This window comes from Mesorhizobium sp. M8A.F.Ca.ET.165.01.1.1, assembly GCF_004792065.1.
GTDB lineage: Bacteria > Pseudomonadota > Alphaproteobacteria > Rhizobiales > Rhizobiaceae > Mesorhizobium.
Genome location: NZ_SRTH01000029.1, coordinates 18,986 through 34,150, shown reverse-complemented (window position 1 = coordinate 34,150; position 15,165 = coordinate 18,986). Strand labels below are relative to the sequence as shown.

Here is a 15,165-nt window from a genome sequence, read left to right as displayed (position 1 = left end):
GTCGTGGACCAGGTTTCGCACGCGACCGCATTCGCCGGCAAGGTGGCTCTGGTGACAGGCGCCGCGCGGGGCATCGGACTTTCGATCGCCACCCGGTTTCTCAACGCCGGCGCCAATGTTGTGCTGGCGGACCTCTCCGAGAGTGACCTGAACGCCAGCATTTCGACCCTGTCTTCGGACTGTACTGGGCGGGCCTTGGCGGTGCGCGTTGATGTGTCCACAGACGCTGATGTCACGCGAATGGTCCAGGCTACATCGGCTCGATTCGGGCGGGTCGACATCCTGGTCAACAACGCGGGAATCTCTCCGAAACACGGCGGACGGAAGGCAACGGTTGAGGAGATGCTCGCCGTGGAGTGGCGTCAGGTTCTCGAAGTAAATCTGACAGGCGCCTTCCTCTGCTGCCGGGCTTGTCTTCCCCACATGCGGGCGGCGAAATGGGGCCGGATCATCAACATCGCATCGGTGGCCGGCCGAACGAAAACCGAGATTGCAGGAGCACACTATGCCGCGTCAAAGGCCGGCATGATGGCCCTTGCCCGCACCCTTGCGGTTGAAGTCGGCTCAGCGAACATCACGGTGAATTCCATTGCGCCGGGTCGCATCGAAACTCCGATGGCTGCCGCGGCTGGTGCCGAACTTAACCAGGCCTACGTCGCCAGCATTCCTGTCGGCCGACTGGGCACCGGTGACGACATCGCCGCTGCGGTCGCCTACCTGGCATCTGAAGACGCTGCCTTCCTCACGGGTGTCACGCTCGACGTTAACGGCGGCTCATTCATGATCTGATCCGCCTGGCGGCTGAATACTTACAAGACTTGAAAGTGGAGCTCTGGGTATGGGTGTACTTACCATGATGCCGGAGGGACTGGCCGTTCCTTCTCTTCTGATCGAACGCGCCTATGTCGCCGGCGAATGGATTTCGGGCGGACGTCGCTTTGACATGACCAATCCCCTCGACCGGCGCGGTCGTTTCGTCGGTCCCCGATGTCGGAAGGGATACGGTGGAGCAGGCCATCGACCCCGCGCACCGCGCGTAACGGGAATGGACCCGACGCACAGGCAAGGAGAGAGCTGGGGTCCTGCGCGCCCTCCATGACCTCATGGTCGCGAATGCCAACGATCTCGCGGCCGTCCTCACCGCCGAGATGGGCAAACCGTTCGCCGAAGCGCGCAGCGAGATCCTGTACGGCGCGTCCTACGTCGAGTGGTTCGCCGAGGAAGCAAGCGTCCTACGGCGACGTCATTCCCGGACATCAGGACGACAAGCGCATTATGGTAATACGCCAGCCGGTCGGCGTGGTCGGTGCGATCACCCCGTGGAACTCCCCGGATGAGATGCTAGCGAGGAAGGTGGCGCCAGCGCTTGCTGCGGCTGCGCCATCGTCTCCAAGCCCGCCGCCCAGACACCGCTCTCGGCGCTGGCACTGGCGCTGCTCGCCGAGCGCGCGGGACTGCCGGGCGGACTGTTCTCGGTGATCACTTCGAAGGACGCGGTCATGGTGGGCAAGGCGTTCTGCGAGAACACCAAGGTTCGCAAGATCACGTTCACAGGCTCTATGCAGGTTGGCCGCACGCTGATGCGGCAGGCTTCCGGCCGGATCAAGAACCTTGGCCTCGAACTCGGCGGCAACGCCCCTTTCATCGTCTTCAACGACGCGGACCTGGATGCTGCCGTCGAAGGCGCGATCCTGTCGAAACTCCGCAATGCCGGGCAGACCTGTGTGTGCGCCAACCGCCTCTACGTGCAGTCCGGGATCAATGATGCCGCCGCGGCGGCGTTGACGAAGCGCGTCAGGAGCCTCAAGGTCGGCGACGGCTTCGAGAAAGGCGTGGCGATCGGACCGCTCATCGAGGAGAAGGCCGCCGCCAAGTGAAGGAGCACATTGCCGACGCATGTGCAATGGGTGCTCAAGTCGTCGCCGGCGGCGAACCGCACGAAAGAGGTGGGCTGTTCTTCACGCCGACGATCCTGACCGATGTAACGCAGGAGATGAAGGTCGCGCGCGAAGAGACATTTGGGCCGGTCGCGCCTCTCTTCCGATTTGATACGGAAGAAGAGGTCATCAAGCGCGCAAACGCTACCGAGTTCGGTCTCGCGTCCTACATCTACACCCGCGATGCATCCCGGATCTTCCGTGTCTCCGAGGCGCTGGAATAGGGCATGGTCGTCATCAACACGGGGCTCATCTCCACCGAGGTTGCGCCGTTCGGTGGCATCAAGCAGTCCGGCATCGGCCGCGAAGGTTCGAGTACGGCCTCGAGGACTACACCGAGTTGAAGTATCTATGCCTGTCCCTCCAGGATCCCGGGCAGAGAGTTATCTCCTGCACTAAGCCGGGTAGGGACCGCGTTGCTGCAGGTCATGAGCGGTCTGGATGATCCCAAGCTGTCGACCTCGAGCGCGGGACGCTTGTTGCCGGTCCGGCCGGATTGCGTCTCCTCGAAGATCTACTCGCAGCCGGCGCGCATCAGAGCATCAGAGCATTGCAGGTCCAAGTTCTGGCCGTCGAAACGTGCGCGTAGCCGATCTGCATGTCCGGATTGAATCACAGAATTACAGAATCGATTCCGTAAGAGCTCACGTCCGGACATACAGACGTTATTTCGGCCGGATGCCGCCAACGCGCATGACGCTCCGCAGATGCCGGGAAACGGTCGCTATGCAGATATGCGGCTGGTTTGCTGCGGGGAGACAGCCGCGACGTCGCCGGGAAAGCCATCTGGCCTCACGATGGTGCCGCCTGCATTCGATATTTGACCGGCCGGCACAAGTGCGATCACATGGGCACGTGACCACCCGCAAGGGCGGCGCTGCCTCCGATGATGATGATATAGAATACTGCTCGAGGTTCCCCGCGTGACATCACATAGACCTCCTGCCTCCTTAGGCTTTCTCGAGCTTGAGCGCGGGCTCGCGCCGGGCGAGAAACCTCCGCAAACGTATCCCGGTTCCCTGCTCAATCCAGATACTTACGACTTTCCGATCATCATCGAGACAGTGGAGGGTGCTTGGGCGGATCGCGTCATCCGAGGCGATCCGTCGCTTGAACCGGCCTACGTCACGTCAGCGCAACGCTTGGTCGAACGGGGCGCCGTTGCCGTGATCGCCAACTGTGGGTTCGCCATCCGACATCAGGCAGCGGTGGCCGCGTCGGTGAACGTACCCGTGGCGCTGTCAAGTCTCCTGCTTATACCGACCCTGCTACGTCAGCTTCCACCCGGCGCCAAGCTCGCGGTACTGACTGCCGATTCCACGCATTGCAGCGAAGGCCTATTCGGGATCGACGACCCGGCCGAGCGTGCGCGGATAGTGGTCGGCGGTATCGAAGGTGGAAAGCTCCTGGATAACGAAATGCAGCGCCCGCCGCGGCGCACGCTAGTGTCTGAAATCGAGGACGATGTCACGGCGTGCGTCACGCGACTGAGAAGGAGATATCCGCACATCGCGGCTTTTCTGTGTGAATGTACCGCATTCCCTCTGGTGTCCCCGATCATACGCCGGTTGACTGGGCTGCCTGTTTTCGACACGGTGATGCTGAGCCGAATGTTATTCACCAGCGCGGCGTGGACCGAATCATTCGAAACCAATCAGCGGACCCTCGCAGAAATAGTGAAGGACCGGGATGAAGGCGCTTATCTGGATAGGCGAGTGAAAGTCTTCACGGCGTCGCGATGGGCACCAGCGGCCGGGTCGCCAGCTCCCTCAAGCGACGCCTGTCAGTCGACGTCGACCATGAGCGATGGCAAGACATCGTAGTTATAGCGTCACCTTTAAGCGTTGGCCGTGCAGGAAAATCTGTCGGGCGAGACGCTGCACATTTGGGGGAACGGCATGACATCACCCGCACCCTGATCCTTGTCTGGATTGGCAGAGGCAGGTGGAGTGGTTCGATGAACATACGGCTTCGGCCGCTCTGATCACGGAAATGAGGCGCGAATCGCCGCAGCTGATCGGCAAGCAGGCTCAGGAGCTGGAATTTCTAGGGCGATCACGGCCTGCAACCGAAGGTCAGACGCCGGTTCGTCGCCGCGACCGACAGCATTCATAGCAGTCCGATCTACTCCAATCTGGCAAAAGGACATTGTCCCGACCTGCCAACCAACTCTAGGTCGGCGATATCACCTATGCCGCGCTACCGGCCCGCTTCGTCTACGTCGCCGTCATTCTCGACGTCTGGTCGCGCATGATCGTCGGCTACGCCATCGCCCGCGCGATCGATGCCCCCCGACGGTCGCCGTTGCGCCGCAATCGAGCGCAGAAAGCCGCCGCCAGGCCGCGTCCAGCGGCTCCCGGCCCGCAACGATCGAGGATTAACACATCCGGCAGACGAGCAAAACCGCAGCCCGATCGGTGTAACCCTAGAGCGCACTCCAGATCGCGGTCAGTTTCTGCAGTCGAGCATTGCGACCAACATCTCATGTCGACCGCCGTCATCACCGCCGCCTCGCACTCGGCGCAGCACCGAAATCGGTTGGCGACGTCTCGGCTGCCACGCTGATGGGGCACCGAGTGGGCGCCGACTCGACGCGTGACCGGCTACGGGATGCCGATCCCGAAATACCGCTTGTGGGCCACATCAAGGATGCGATTGATCAAGCTCGAATAGCTGTGCCCAGCGGCGATTGCGGCTAGGACATATTCGGATTGCATACTGAGCCCAGGCATCGTGTTGATCTCCAGCACAAAGGGTTGGCCGGAGCGGTCGATCCGGACGTCGAGGCGTGCATAGTCCCGGCACTCGCAGGCACGGAAGGTTGCAATCGAAATATCCCGCAGCAAAGTCGCAAGACTGCTCCCGACTCGCGCCGGGCAAATCGTCGACGCCTGCTCGGCAGGCAGGTACTTCGCTTCCCAAGTCAAAAGGCCAATTTCGCGTTCGCCGAAGTCGATCTCTGCGAAGGGCAACACCTCGGGTTTTCCGTTTCCCAGCAGCGCGACATGGATTTCCCGCCCATCGATGTATTCTTCCACTAGCGCATCCTGCCCATATTGCCCAATGATCATTTCGACGGCTTGCGCCAGCTGAGAGGGCTCATGCACGAGTTGCAAACCGAAGCTGTTGTCTTCACGGCGCGGCTTCACCACAAGTGGGAATCGCAAATCGCCGGTGCTGTCGGTGCCGCAGCGCATGATGCGAAAGTTCGGCGTCGGCACGCCGCAACTGCGCATGAGCGTCTTGCTGATAACTTTGTCGTCCGTCAGTCCATGCCCGAGTGGGCTCGATCCGGTGTATGGAACGCCGGCCATCTCAAGCATGCCCGGAACGTGCGTGAAACGGTAATCTCCTTGAATCCCCTCCGCCAGGTTGAAAACAAATCCTGAAGGGCGGGCTTGCGGATCGGGTGGCATGAAGCGCTCGAGCGTATTGAGCAGTCCTTTGTCGCCTTCACACAAAAGCGTTTCATGGCCGCCATCTTGCAGTGCCGCCACCGCCCTTTCGACTGTCTCGCCGGGCGGCCAAGGCTGCGGGGGCTGTGGATAAGGCTGACCGAATCGGTTGATCACGCCTGTAAAATCACGATTCCGGACGACGGCTACTCGCATGACGTACTCCTTGATGGTTCGGTTCTGCACTTCATTCGCTCGGATTTGTTTTCTCGAGGGAACAGCCCGCTTTATCCGCGCTCGCCTTCACGGAGTCCTATGCAATCCGCGTGCCACCAAGAGACGGTGCGAATAAAGGGGCAAGCGCTATGTGTCTCGCGGCGCGCCCGCGCGGGACACTTGTGCCTATGCCGCCGCTTGACTTCTGCCGAGGGACCCAGCCCGAGCCAGGCGGCGAAATCGCGACCGCACTTGAAGGGTTCCATCGGTGGCGAAAATGCCAAGGGCAGCAATAGGGCCGACACCGGGCATGGTTTGCAAGCGCCGAGATGTTGCAGCTTGCTTGGACAGCATGTCGATCGTCTTCTTCAATGCCGCGAAACGGCTGCTCAACTGTTTGATTTGGTCAAGAGCGCTGCAGATGTCGCGGACCAGATCCGGCAGGTCTGCACTCTCGTCCTCGACGATCTCTGCCAGACGTGGCAGGTGGCCGATGCCTTGCGGAACAACATAACCGAACTCCTAGAGGTGCGCGCGCAACGCATTCACCCATTCGGTTCTCTGATTCACGAACTGCTCTCTGGTGCGAAACACGATAGCCCGGGACTGCTACTCCTTGGTCTTCGGTTCGACAAAGCGCGTTGTCGGTCGTTGCGCTGCTTCGACGATCGCCTCCGCTTCGGCGACGTCGTTCTTCTGCCGCTTGACGGACGGTTTGGGACATAGGCCGGGACAATCAGTCTTGGCTCATGGCCAAGCCGAGCCATCTGACAGGTCTGTAGTGGGAGCTGCCGCACGCTTCCATTGCCACGACACATGCCGGTTGACTCGCCATGAACTTGCAAAACTGCAGGCGCGACAGCTTCTTGCGGAATACAACCGATCCATCAGCTGCCGCCCCCTGCAGCTGAATGCCGTTCTTTCCCAGATCGACCCCAATGATAGTAACTTTTCCATCGATGCCTGCCTCTCCTTTGCGTGGCGCTAACACCACCAACTTGGCACATTGCGATGCCGTCGGAGAAGGCTGGCATCCACCCCATCAGTAAAATGGGACAGCCATGGTGCTGGTCGCGCGGCTTGGCGCAGAGCATGTTTCTTGTGCTCACGCAGATCGTCCATGTTGATCTAGCGGTTGGCGCCATCCGTTTTCGTTGGTTTCGACAGCCAATGTCCTGACGGGGGCGGCATCTCTATGTTTTGGAAAGATGAGCACGACACAGGTGCGCCGGCGGATTTCCTCGTTGAGGCCGCCCTCGTCCATCTCGGCCTCGAGCACCTCCTGCATCCGCACGGATCACTTCGTGCGGACCTGCGGGGCTGGAAGCAGAATGTCTTTGGCGGCAGCGCTGGTCGATTACCGGGGAATCAACAGGTGCGATTTTCAGAGCTGCACCGTCGACAGAAAGCGTCCATCTGGGCGGGGAGAGTCGTTAGCCATCTACTTATTAGATGGCGATTATATCGAGTCTCTATTTGCCAATTCAGCAGCTGTCGAAGAAATCTAACTTAAGACTATAAAGGGGAACCGCCACACCAATTACCTTGTGCACGCGCTGGCCATCAGTTCCAAATGGGCGCGACGAGGTGCGGGAATGCGGCGTGGCGAGGCTTAAAGGAGGACCAGAATGATGTGGTCTATGAATCGCCGTGCGGTCGTCAAAGCAATGCTGGTGGGATCGGTTGCCCCGTGGGTCATTAACTCAAGGGCGTTCGCTTCGTCTTGTAGCGACCATATTGTGCGTGTCGGCTCGATGGGTGCTCCCGATTCCATGAATCCATTCGCCACCTGGAGTTCGTTCTGGCCGCTTGTCTTGTCCTACGATTCGCTGGTCGGCGTTGACGCCCAGCGACACCCTGACCGGAGGGGGTTTGCGAAGGCGTGGGCCGTTGCTGATGACGGGCTCACTTGGACAATCAAGGTATGGCCCGGCATGAAGTGGTCGGACGGCCAACCCGCCACCGCCAGAGACGCCGCGTTCACCTATAATTATCTGCTTGGCTCCGTGGGCAAGCCAGACGAGCTGAATATTGGCCAAAACAGCACAGACGGCATGGAACAAGTCGCATCCGTTACGGCCATTGATGACGAAACTCTGCGGATCGTGACCAAGGCTCCTACGCGCTGGCCAATTGACAACTTCGTTCTAATGGTCCCTGAGCACGTTTGGAAGGACATCGGCTACGCGGATGCGCGCAGCACTTTTCGCAACGACCCGCCGCTGGTGGGAACTGGGCCTATGATCGTTGCGGAGTTTCAGCAAGGCCAATTTGTGCGCCTTACGCCAAACGCGTATTTTCGCACTGAGCAGCCGAAGACGGCCGGGATGATTATCCACTTCTTCACCACGCAGGATCCAATTGCCCAGGGTCTGAAGAGTGGGAGCTTCGATTGTGGGGGCGTGACAACCGCACAGTGGGCTGCCTTCTCGAAGGAGAGCGATATCGGGGTCTATGAATCTCGCGTGGAGCAGCGGGACTATCTGGCATTTAATACGGCCTCCGGGAAGGGGGCGGGCAGCACCAAGGCCCTGCAGGATCCAGCGTTTCGCGACGCGATCGGCTATGCGATCGATCAGAAAGCGATCGTGGATCGCGCCTACCGCGGGCACGCAGACCCTGGTGTCGGAATTGTGATGCCGGTAGCCGCCGACTATTACTCAGACCTAAGCGACATCAGGCGCCGCTTCGATCTAGCCGAGGCGGGTCGTCGGCTAGACGCGGCCGGATATCGGGACACGAACGGCGATGGTGTCCGGGAGGACAAGGAGGGAAAGAGCTTACAGCTTGAGCTAATCACAGGAAAGGCTTCGGGTGTGAGCGAGATTCCGATTGCAGCCGTGCAGCTTGTTGCGGGCTGGCTGGGACAAATTGGCATTCCCGTGTCGGTGACCCAGCTCGATTCCGGTGCGCTCACAGCCCGCACGACAGCGCCGACGGACGGCGGCGGAAGCTGGGATCTGCTAATCGCCAGCAACTGGCTGTCTTCCTCGCCTCACGACCTGCTCGTCTTGGGCAGTAGCAAGTCCATCGGCCTCACTAACAGATCGTACTGGACAAATGAGAAGTTCGACGCGCTCCTGACTGAGGTCGACCGTACCGTCGACCTGAAGAGGAGCCAGGAGCTGGTCGATCAGGCAGCGCGCCTCATCTATGCTGAGGCGCCGTATATCATTCTGAGTCACCCCTTAACGCTCGGTGCCTATCGTAAGGACTGCTTCCAGGGCTGGGGACCGGAGGACGCGATATCGGATTGGAGCTATTTCCCGTTCGATCGGTTGAGGCCGATCTAACGTGGCTGGCAACGCACAGGAAGGGCGAACAAGCCGCATTGGGAATGTCCTGATCAGGGCGGCCATAACTCTTTCGATGGTGGCCACACTGAACTTCGTCCTGTTCAGGGTCATTCCCGGTGACCCTGCAGCGCTTCTGCTTGGCGGTGCTCGGATGAGCGTGTCCGCTGAACGGATCGAGGCGCAGCGCCAGAACTGGGGACTCGACCGGCCGCTTTTCCCGGACCAGATACTTGACTACCTGTCGGCAACTCTACATGGCGATCTCGGCTACAGCTTCAAGTTCAGGGGTAGACTTGTCTCTGACCTTATTTGGGAGCGCTTGCCGGCCACCATCGCCCTGGTTGGCTTGGCCCAATTAATCGCCATGCTATGCGGTGTCATGCTTGGGCTCTATGCGGGTTGGCGCAGAGGAGGAGCTGTCGACCGTATCGCCATGGGAGCATCTCTAGCGCTCTATTCTACGCCGTCTTTCTGGCTTGCTATGGTACTAGTAGTCATTTTTAGCACGGCATTGGGGTGGTTTCCGGGTTATGGCATCTATTCACCCGGCGCTAGCATAGGTTCAACTGATAAGATCCTAGACTACTTGCGACATCTCGCACTTCCGGTCGCCGCGGTAGCCCTTGGGCTGATCGGGCAATACGTTGTGGTCGCGCGTGCAGCGATGAGTGACGTCGTTACTGAGGACTACATGGTGACCGCACGCGCCAAGGGACTTACCAACGGTCAGATGCTGATGCGCCATGCATTTCGTAACGCAATGCTGCCGCTCGTGACCTTGATTACTCTCAATCTTGGCTACGTGGTCGCTGGTGCGATCACCGTCGAAGCCGTCTTCGCCTGGCCGGGAATTGGTGGTCTCACGGTCGAAGCGCTCAACGCGCGGGACTACCCAGTTCTTCAAGGGATATTCCTGTTGCTTGGTGTATCGATCGTTGTCGCGAACCTCCTAGCCGATCTTGCCTACGGCATTCTTGATCCGCGAATCCGGCAATGAGTGAAAGTATCGTGCGATATTCCTCGCGTAGCCGGGCGAGAGCGATCAAGAGCTTTCTATCCAATCTTCTTGGTCACGCCGGGGCTCAGCTCGGCCTGTTGTGTCTGGTGTTTTTCCTTGTCCTCTCTGCTGTGCCCAATATCCTCGTAGGTCCACTTGAGACCGTAGCCACCGCAACTGGTGATTTCCTCGTTCCACCATCAAGCCAGCATCTGCTGGGGACCGATGAGGTGGGGCGTGACGTGCTCAATCTGGTCGTCCATGGTGCCCGGATATCGCTCACGATCGCGCTGCTGGCGACCGTCATCAGCCTCGTCGTCGGCACTACGGTTGGTATCATTGCTGGCTACTACGGTGGCAGAGTTGACGTCTGGCTGATGCGGCTGACGGATTTCTTTTTCGTCATGCCGTCCTTCGTCCTTGCGCTGGTCATCACACCCGTGGTGCTCGAAGTAATGGGGCGGGGCAGAGAAATCCTCGGCTTCCGTCCTTCCCTCTTCGTGATCCTTGTCGTCATCGGCATAACAAGCTGGGCGTTTGTCGCCCGTATCGTTCGCAGTCAGACACTATCGCTTAAGGAGCGAACATTCATTGATCGCGCACGAGTTGTGGGCAGCAGCAATTTGAGCATCATGGTGCGGCATATCCTCCCCAATCTCGTTCCGCAAATCGCAGCGAATGGTGCGCTGGTCGTCGCTGGCGCAATCTATGTCGAGACGTCGCTCTCGTTCCTCGGGCTTGGCGACCCATTGCAGCCTTCATGGGGCACTTTGCTTTCGCTCGCTCAGCGCGCCGGTGCGGCCAGTACCGGAGCTTGGTGGTACCTCGGCGCCCCCGGGCTGTGCGCCCTCGCGGTTTCCCTTAGCTTCGTCCTGGTCGGCAATGCCCTCGACGACACGTTCAATCCACGGCAGAGGGTGATCCCATGACAAACCTCTCCCAAGACAAGGCATCGCTTTTGGAAGTCGACGGGCTTTCTGTTGAGTATCGGCTCAAGGGCGTTTCATTGCGAGCGATCGACCGCGTGAGCTTCGCGCTCCAGGCTGGAGAGGCCGTTGGCCTCGTCGGTGAATCGGGCAGTGGCAAGACTACCACCGCCATGGCGATCGCTGGTCTACTATCGCCCAATGCACGGGTCAGCGGCGGCCAAGTGCGCTATCGTGGTAACCTGCTGTCGATCGACAATGATGCGGCGATGCGGCCACATCGCTGGACCGAGACGTCCGTCGTTTTCCAGGGCGCGATGAATGCGCTCAATCCCGTTCACCGCATTATCAAGCAAATCGCCGAGCCATGCATCCTGAAGCTCGGCATGTCGCGTGCCGAGGCGACCGCGCGGGCACGGGAGGTTCTAGAACTCGTCGGCATTCCGACGGATCGCGGCACTGCCTATCCCCACGAGTTGTCGGGCGGTATGCGTCAAAGAGTGATGATTGCCATGGCGCTCGCATGTCGCCCCTCGATCATCATCGGTGACGAGCCGACCACGGCGCTCGACGTCATCACACAGGCTCAGATCCTCAAGCTGTTGGGGAAGTTGCGATCGCAGCTTAACCTAGCGCTCATTTTAATCACCCACGACCTGTCTGTCGTCGCTGAGTCGTGTGATCGCGTGATGATCATGTACGCCGGCCGGATAGTCGAGGATGGAACCGTCGCGGAGATCTTCGCTAAGCCCAAACATCCCTACACTCGCCTGCTGATCGAATCGATCCCCAACCCGGCGAGCGGCATACGGATAATTCGCCCTATCCCCGGTGATCCTCCCAACTTAATGAATCGACCGTCAGGCTGCGCCTTCCATCCACGTTGCCCGTCAGCAACGGGGGTCTGCACGACCGAAGTTCCCAGCCTCGAAAAGTTCGGGTGGGGACGCGTCGCCTGTCACCTTCACCGTTCCTCGCAAGAAGGCAGGGTTGCAGTTCATGCCTGACACCTCCGACATCCTGAGTCTCGAGAGCCTGAAGGTCCATTTTCCTATCCAGGGCGGACTGTTCGACCGGGTCCTGGGGCGATCTGCCGGGGCGGTGCGTGCGGCGGATGGAGTCGACCTCAACATTGGACGAGGTGAAATCGTCGCCCTGGTTGGAGAATCCGGAAGCGGCAAGACGACAGTGGGCCGCGTCATCACCAAGCTAGCCCAGCCCACAGGAGGCAGGTTGCTGTTTGAGGGCCGCGATATGACGTCTGCAAAGGGCTTCTCGGCTCTGCGTCCCTACCGGCGACGCGTGCAAATGATCTTTCAGGATGCTTATCAGGCGCTCAACCCGCGACACACCGTGTTCGACAGTGTGGCAGAGCCGTTGCGCTCCCTGCGGCTGGTCAAGAACCATGCTCAACTCACAGAAAGGGTCAGCGAAGCGCTTTCGGCGGCCGGGCTCAATCCTCCCGGTGATTTCTTCGCCCGCTTCCCACACGAACTCTCCGGCGGCCAGCGCCAGCGCGTCGTGATTGCCGGAGCGCTTGCCGTGAAGCCGGAGCTCATCGTTGCCGACGAGCCCGTGTCGATGCTCGATGTATCGATACGCGCACAAATTCTTCAGGTCCTGGTTGACCTGCGCGCCAAGCACAACATGGCGCTACTGTTCATCACCCACGACCTGCCGCTCGCCTGGCTGATCGCCGACCGGATTGCAGTCTTATATCTTGGGAGATTGGTCGAGATCGGCAGCGCCGATGACATCACATTCAACCCCCGGCATCCCTATACGGTCGCGTTGCGCAACGCCACGCCGCAGATTCGCAGCGACGCAAGTCGCTTCGAGCTGCCGGCGTTGCAAGGAGAGGTTCCAAGCGCCGCACGCGTGCCGAAGGGCTGTCGTTTCCATCCTCGCTGCCCGCTTGCTTTCGACCGGTGCAAGGAGGAGGAGCCGCCGGCCATCGAAGTCGGGCCGCAGCATATGTCCGCATGCTGGCTGCCGACGTCAGGTGCGAAAGCAGAATTGTCGACACCCAACCTGAAAAGTGCCGACCATGGTTCCGTCTGACAGTAAGTAATAATAGGGCACTCGAAGCGCTATTCTGCCAGAACGGAATTAACGGATGTTGGTAATAACGCACCGTGGCTCGTTAAACGGTTTACACTATATCGCCTAGGAGCAACATTGATGCACAAACTGTCTGCTCGCGGACTGCCGCGCCAATTCCTTGCTCTTTTTTCCTGAGGGCCTTGTGATGGTAGACAAGCACCTGCAGCCACCGCTTCCTCGTTCCGAGGCACGGATCCGGGTCCTTCATGGCGACGTCACGATAGACTCGTATGGCTGGCTCAGGGACTGGGAGAATCCCGACGTCCGCGCGTATCTTGAAGCCGAGAACAGCTACGCGCAGCAAGCGACAGCCCACCTGGAAGGGCTCAAGGCGGAACTTATCGCCGAGATCGAAGGGCGTCACACCTGCGAGGGCGCCCCACCAACCTTCCAGGTTGGGCCTTTCGAGTACTTCGAAAGACACGGGCGGGGCCTGTCTCATCCTGCGTGGTGGCGCCGGCCGGTGACCGGAGGCTCGGCCGAGCTTGTTCTCGACCCGAACGCGATCCCGGGGGCCGAGATCTTCTATTCGCTCGGTGTCTTCGAGCCGAGTGACGACGGGCGTTACGTGGCGTTCAGCTTCGATGTCATCGGGGACGAGAACTTCGAGCTTAGGGTGCGGGACATAGAGACCGGCCATGACGTCTGGACGGGCTCGAGGCGGGCTGGGATGGTTACTTGGACCGCGGACGGCAACACGCTCTTTTTCACGCGGGAGCGGGCGGACCGGCGGCGGCAACGCCATGAGCTTATACGCCTGGACGTCAACGATTCGCACTCTGAGGTAGTGTTCGAGGAGGCGGACGAGCGACTGAACTTGCGGATTTGGCGCTCTGATAGCGGCGCCTGGCTGCTTTTGGACGTTATGGACAACGCCGGGGCGGTGGAGGTGTGGTGCCTTCCTGCCGACCAGCCGGGCGTTGGGTGGCGCCGGATTGTGGCGCGTGATCTTGGCCACCATGTCTTTGCCGAGCACTGGGGCGACAGGTTCTTGTTTCGGGTAAACGACGCTGGACCCTACTGGCGGCTCGTGTGTGCGCCGATAGGTGACCCGTCACCATCGTGCTGGGAGGAGGTCATCCCGCATCGAGCGGGCGTGACGCTTGAGGAGGTCCACGTGCTCGACCAGCACCTGGTTGTCCTGGAACGAGAGGGCCTTCGTCCTCGCCTCGTCTCGCATAACCGAAGCGGGGGGGTCGCCGCCACGATCGTTCCCGACGAGCCGAGCTGCACTCTTAAGGTCGGCTTGTCTGCAGGGGGTAGCTATTCGGTCGCACGGCATCCGTTCCGAAGCTCGAAGTTGGTCTACTCGGTTAGCTCATTCGTGACGCCCGACACGTTTGTAGAGCATGATCTCGCCGACGACCGATCGGCAGTCCTGTACCAGGCCCGCGTTCCCGGATATGACCCGGCTCAATACGTGGCGACGGTCGTCATGGCGCAGGCGGAAGACGGGGTGGATATACCAATTTCGCTCGTCGCGCGGCGCGATCGAACCACCCCAGGGCCGGTGTTATTGAATGTCTACGGCTGTTATGGAAAACCGAGATGGCCCTCGTTTTTCACTTGGCCCTCATCCATGACCAAACGTTTGAGCCTGCTCGATCGCGGAGTTGCTTTCGGCATCGTGCACGTACGGGGAGGCGGGGAGCTTGGACGTCCGTGGCACGAGGCGGCTACCCGCGATCGAAAACGTATCACCCACACAGATCTGATCGTCGCTGTCGAGGCGCTTGTTAGGCAGGGGGTCGCCACCGGCGACGGCATCGTCATTGAGGGAGCGAGCGCTGGCGGGGGTACCGTGCTTGCCACGGCCGACTTGCGGCCCGACTTGTTCCGCGCCGTACTCGCCGAGGTTCCGCTCGCCGACATCATAGATACCGAGCTGGACTTCACGATGCCGTACGCGCTGCCGGAAATAGCGGAGTACGGCGATCCCCACATAGCCGACGAATATCGGCACCTGCGCAGCTACGATCCTTACTACAACCTCAGTGCCGATCGCCCGCGCCCGCCAACTTACGTCGACGCCGCGCTCGACGACAGCCAGGTGCTCTACTACCAGCCTGCTCGGTACGTTGCCCAGCGACGTTCCTTTACGGCCGGTCGAGACCCAGGTCTTGTTTTCCACATGCGTATGGTCGGTGGCCACGGCGGCGCTTCACATGGGCCTAGTGTAGCCGAAGAAGCAGCACTTCGTATGGCTTGGATTCTAGACCAGGTCCGATGCTCGGGCAATTAGGCATTTCTATGTTACAATCGGAATCAAAGCTAGGGTCAGGACCCATAATCTAT

At 60.2% G+C, this 15,165-nt stretch carries 10 protein-coding genes and 2 pseudogenes; 10 read left to right on the top strand and 2 right to left on the bottom strand.

The annotated features are described in order from the left end of the window. The first annotated feature begins 3 nt into the window (after positions 1–3). The 3 genes and pseudogenes from EN808_RS34120 to EN808_RS34110 all read left to right on the top strand — a co-directional run bounded on the left by EN808_RS34120 (position 4) and on the right by EN808_RS34110 (position 3,760). Positions 4–789: an SDR family NAD(P)-dependent oxidoreductase gene (locus EN808_RS34120; protein WP_126080658.1), complete on the top strand. Its 786-nt coding sequence runs from the start codon at positions 4–6 to the stop codon at positions 787–789. Positions 790–853: 64 nt separating this feature from the next. Continuing rightward, positions 854–2,295, top strand: a pseudogene (locus EN808_RS34115) (NAD-dependent succinate-semialdehyde dehydrogenase); the annotation flags it as partial. 565 nt (positions 2,296–2,860) lie between these two features. Continuing rightward, positions 2,861–3,760: a hypothetical protein gene (locus EN808_RS34110; RefSeq protein WP_245466449.1), complete on the top strand. Its 900-nt coding sequence runs from the start codon at positions 2,861–2,863 to the stop codon at positions 3,758–3,760. Positions 3,761–4,540: 780 nt separating this feature from the next. On the opposite strand, the gene EN808_RS34105 is transcribed toward EN808_RS34110, so the two are convergent. Beyond that, positions 4,541–5,548, bottom strand: a complete 1,008-nt coding sequence (locus EN808_RS34105) for a hypothetical protein (RefSeq protein ID WP_126080659.1) — start codon at positions 5,546–5,548, stop codon at positions 4,541–4,543. A gap of 252 nt (positions 5,549–5,800) precedes the next feature. On the opposite strand from EN808_RS34105, the gene EN808_RS34100 reads away from it, so the two are divergent. Next, complete coding sequence (locus EN808_RS34100) at positions 5,801–6,274, top strand: hypothetical protein (RefSeq protein ID WP_126080660.1); 474 nt, start codon at positions 5,801–5,803, stop codon at positions 6,272–6,274. A gap of 402 nt (positions 6,275–6,676) precedes the next feature. On the opposite strand, the pseudogene EN808_RS37425 reads toward EN808_RS34100, so the two are convergent. Next, positions 6,677–6,797, bottom strand: a pseudogene (locus EN808_RS37425) (IS256 family transposase); the annotation flags it as partial. A gap of 379 nt (positions 6,798–7,176) precedes the next feature. Here EN808_RS37425 and EN808_RS34095 point away from each other — a divergent pair. The 6 genes from EN808_RS34095 to EN808_RS34070 all read left to right on the top strand — a co-directional run bounded on the left by EN808_RS34095 (position 7,177) and on the right by EN808_RS34070 (position 15,112). After that, complete coding sequence (locus EN808_RS34095; protein WP_245467327.1) at positions 7,177–8,841, top strand: ABC transporter substrate-binding protein; 1,665 nt, start codon at positions 7,177–7,179, stop codon at positions 8,839–8,841. 1 nt (position 8,842) lies between these two features. Then, complete coding sequence (locus tag EN808_RS34090) at positions 8,843–9,841, top strand: ABC transporter permease (RefSeq protein ID WP_281013029.1); 999 nt, start codon at positions 8,843–8,845, stop codon at positions 9,839–9,841. After that, on the top strand, positions 9,838–10,770 hold the full coding sequence (locus EN808_RS34085) for an ABC transporter permease (protein ID WP_126080661.1): 933 nt from the start codon (positions 9,838–9,840) through the stop codon (positions 10,768–10,770). The genes EN808_RS34090 and EN808_RS34085 overlap by 4 nt, the downstream gene beginning before the upstream one ends. After that, the gene (locus EN808_RS34080) at positions 10,767–11,774 is read left to right on the top strand and encodes an ABC transporter ATP-binding protein (protein ID WP_126080662.1); all 1,008 of its coding nucleotides are present in this window, start codon (positions 10,767–10,769) and stop codon (positions 11,772–11,774) included. The genes EN808_RS34085 and EN808_RS34080 overlap by 4 nt, the downstream gene beginning before the upstream one ends. Further along, the gene (locus tag EN808_RS34075) at positions 11,767–12,828 is read left to right on the top strand and encodes an ABC transporter ATP-binding protein (protein ID WP_126080663.1); all 1,062 of its coding nucleotides are present in this window, start codon (positions 11,767–11,769) and stop codon (positions 12,826–12,828) included. The genes EN808_RS34080 and EN808_RS34075 overlap by 8 nt, the downstream gene beginning before the upstream one ends. A 187-nt stretch (positions 12,829–13,015) precedes the next feature. Further along, entirely contained in the window at positions 13,016–15,112 is a 2,097-nt protein-coding gene (locus tag EN808_RS34070; protein WP_126080664.1) for a S9 family peptidase, read from the top strand. Positions 15,113–15,165: the final 53 nt, after the last annotated feature.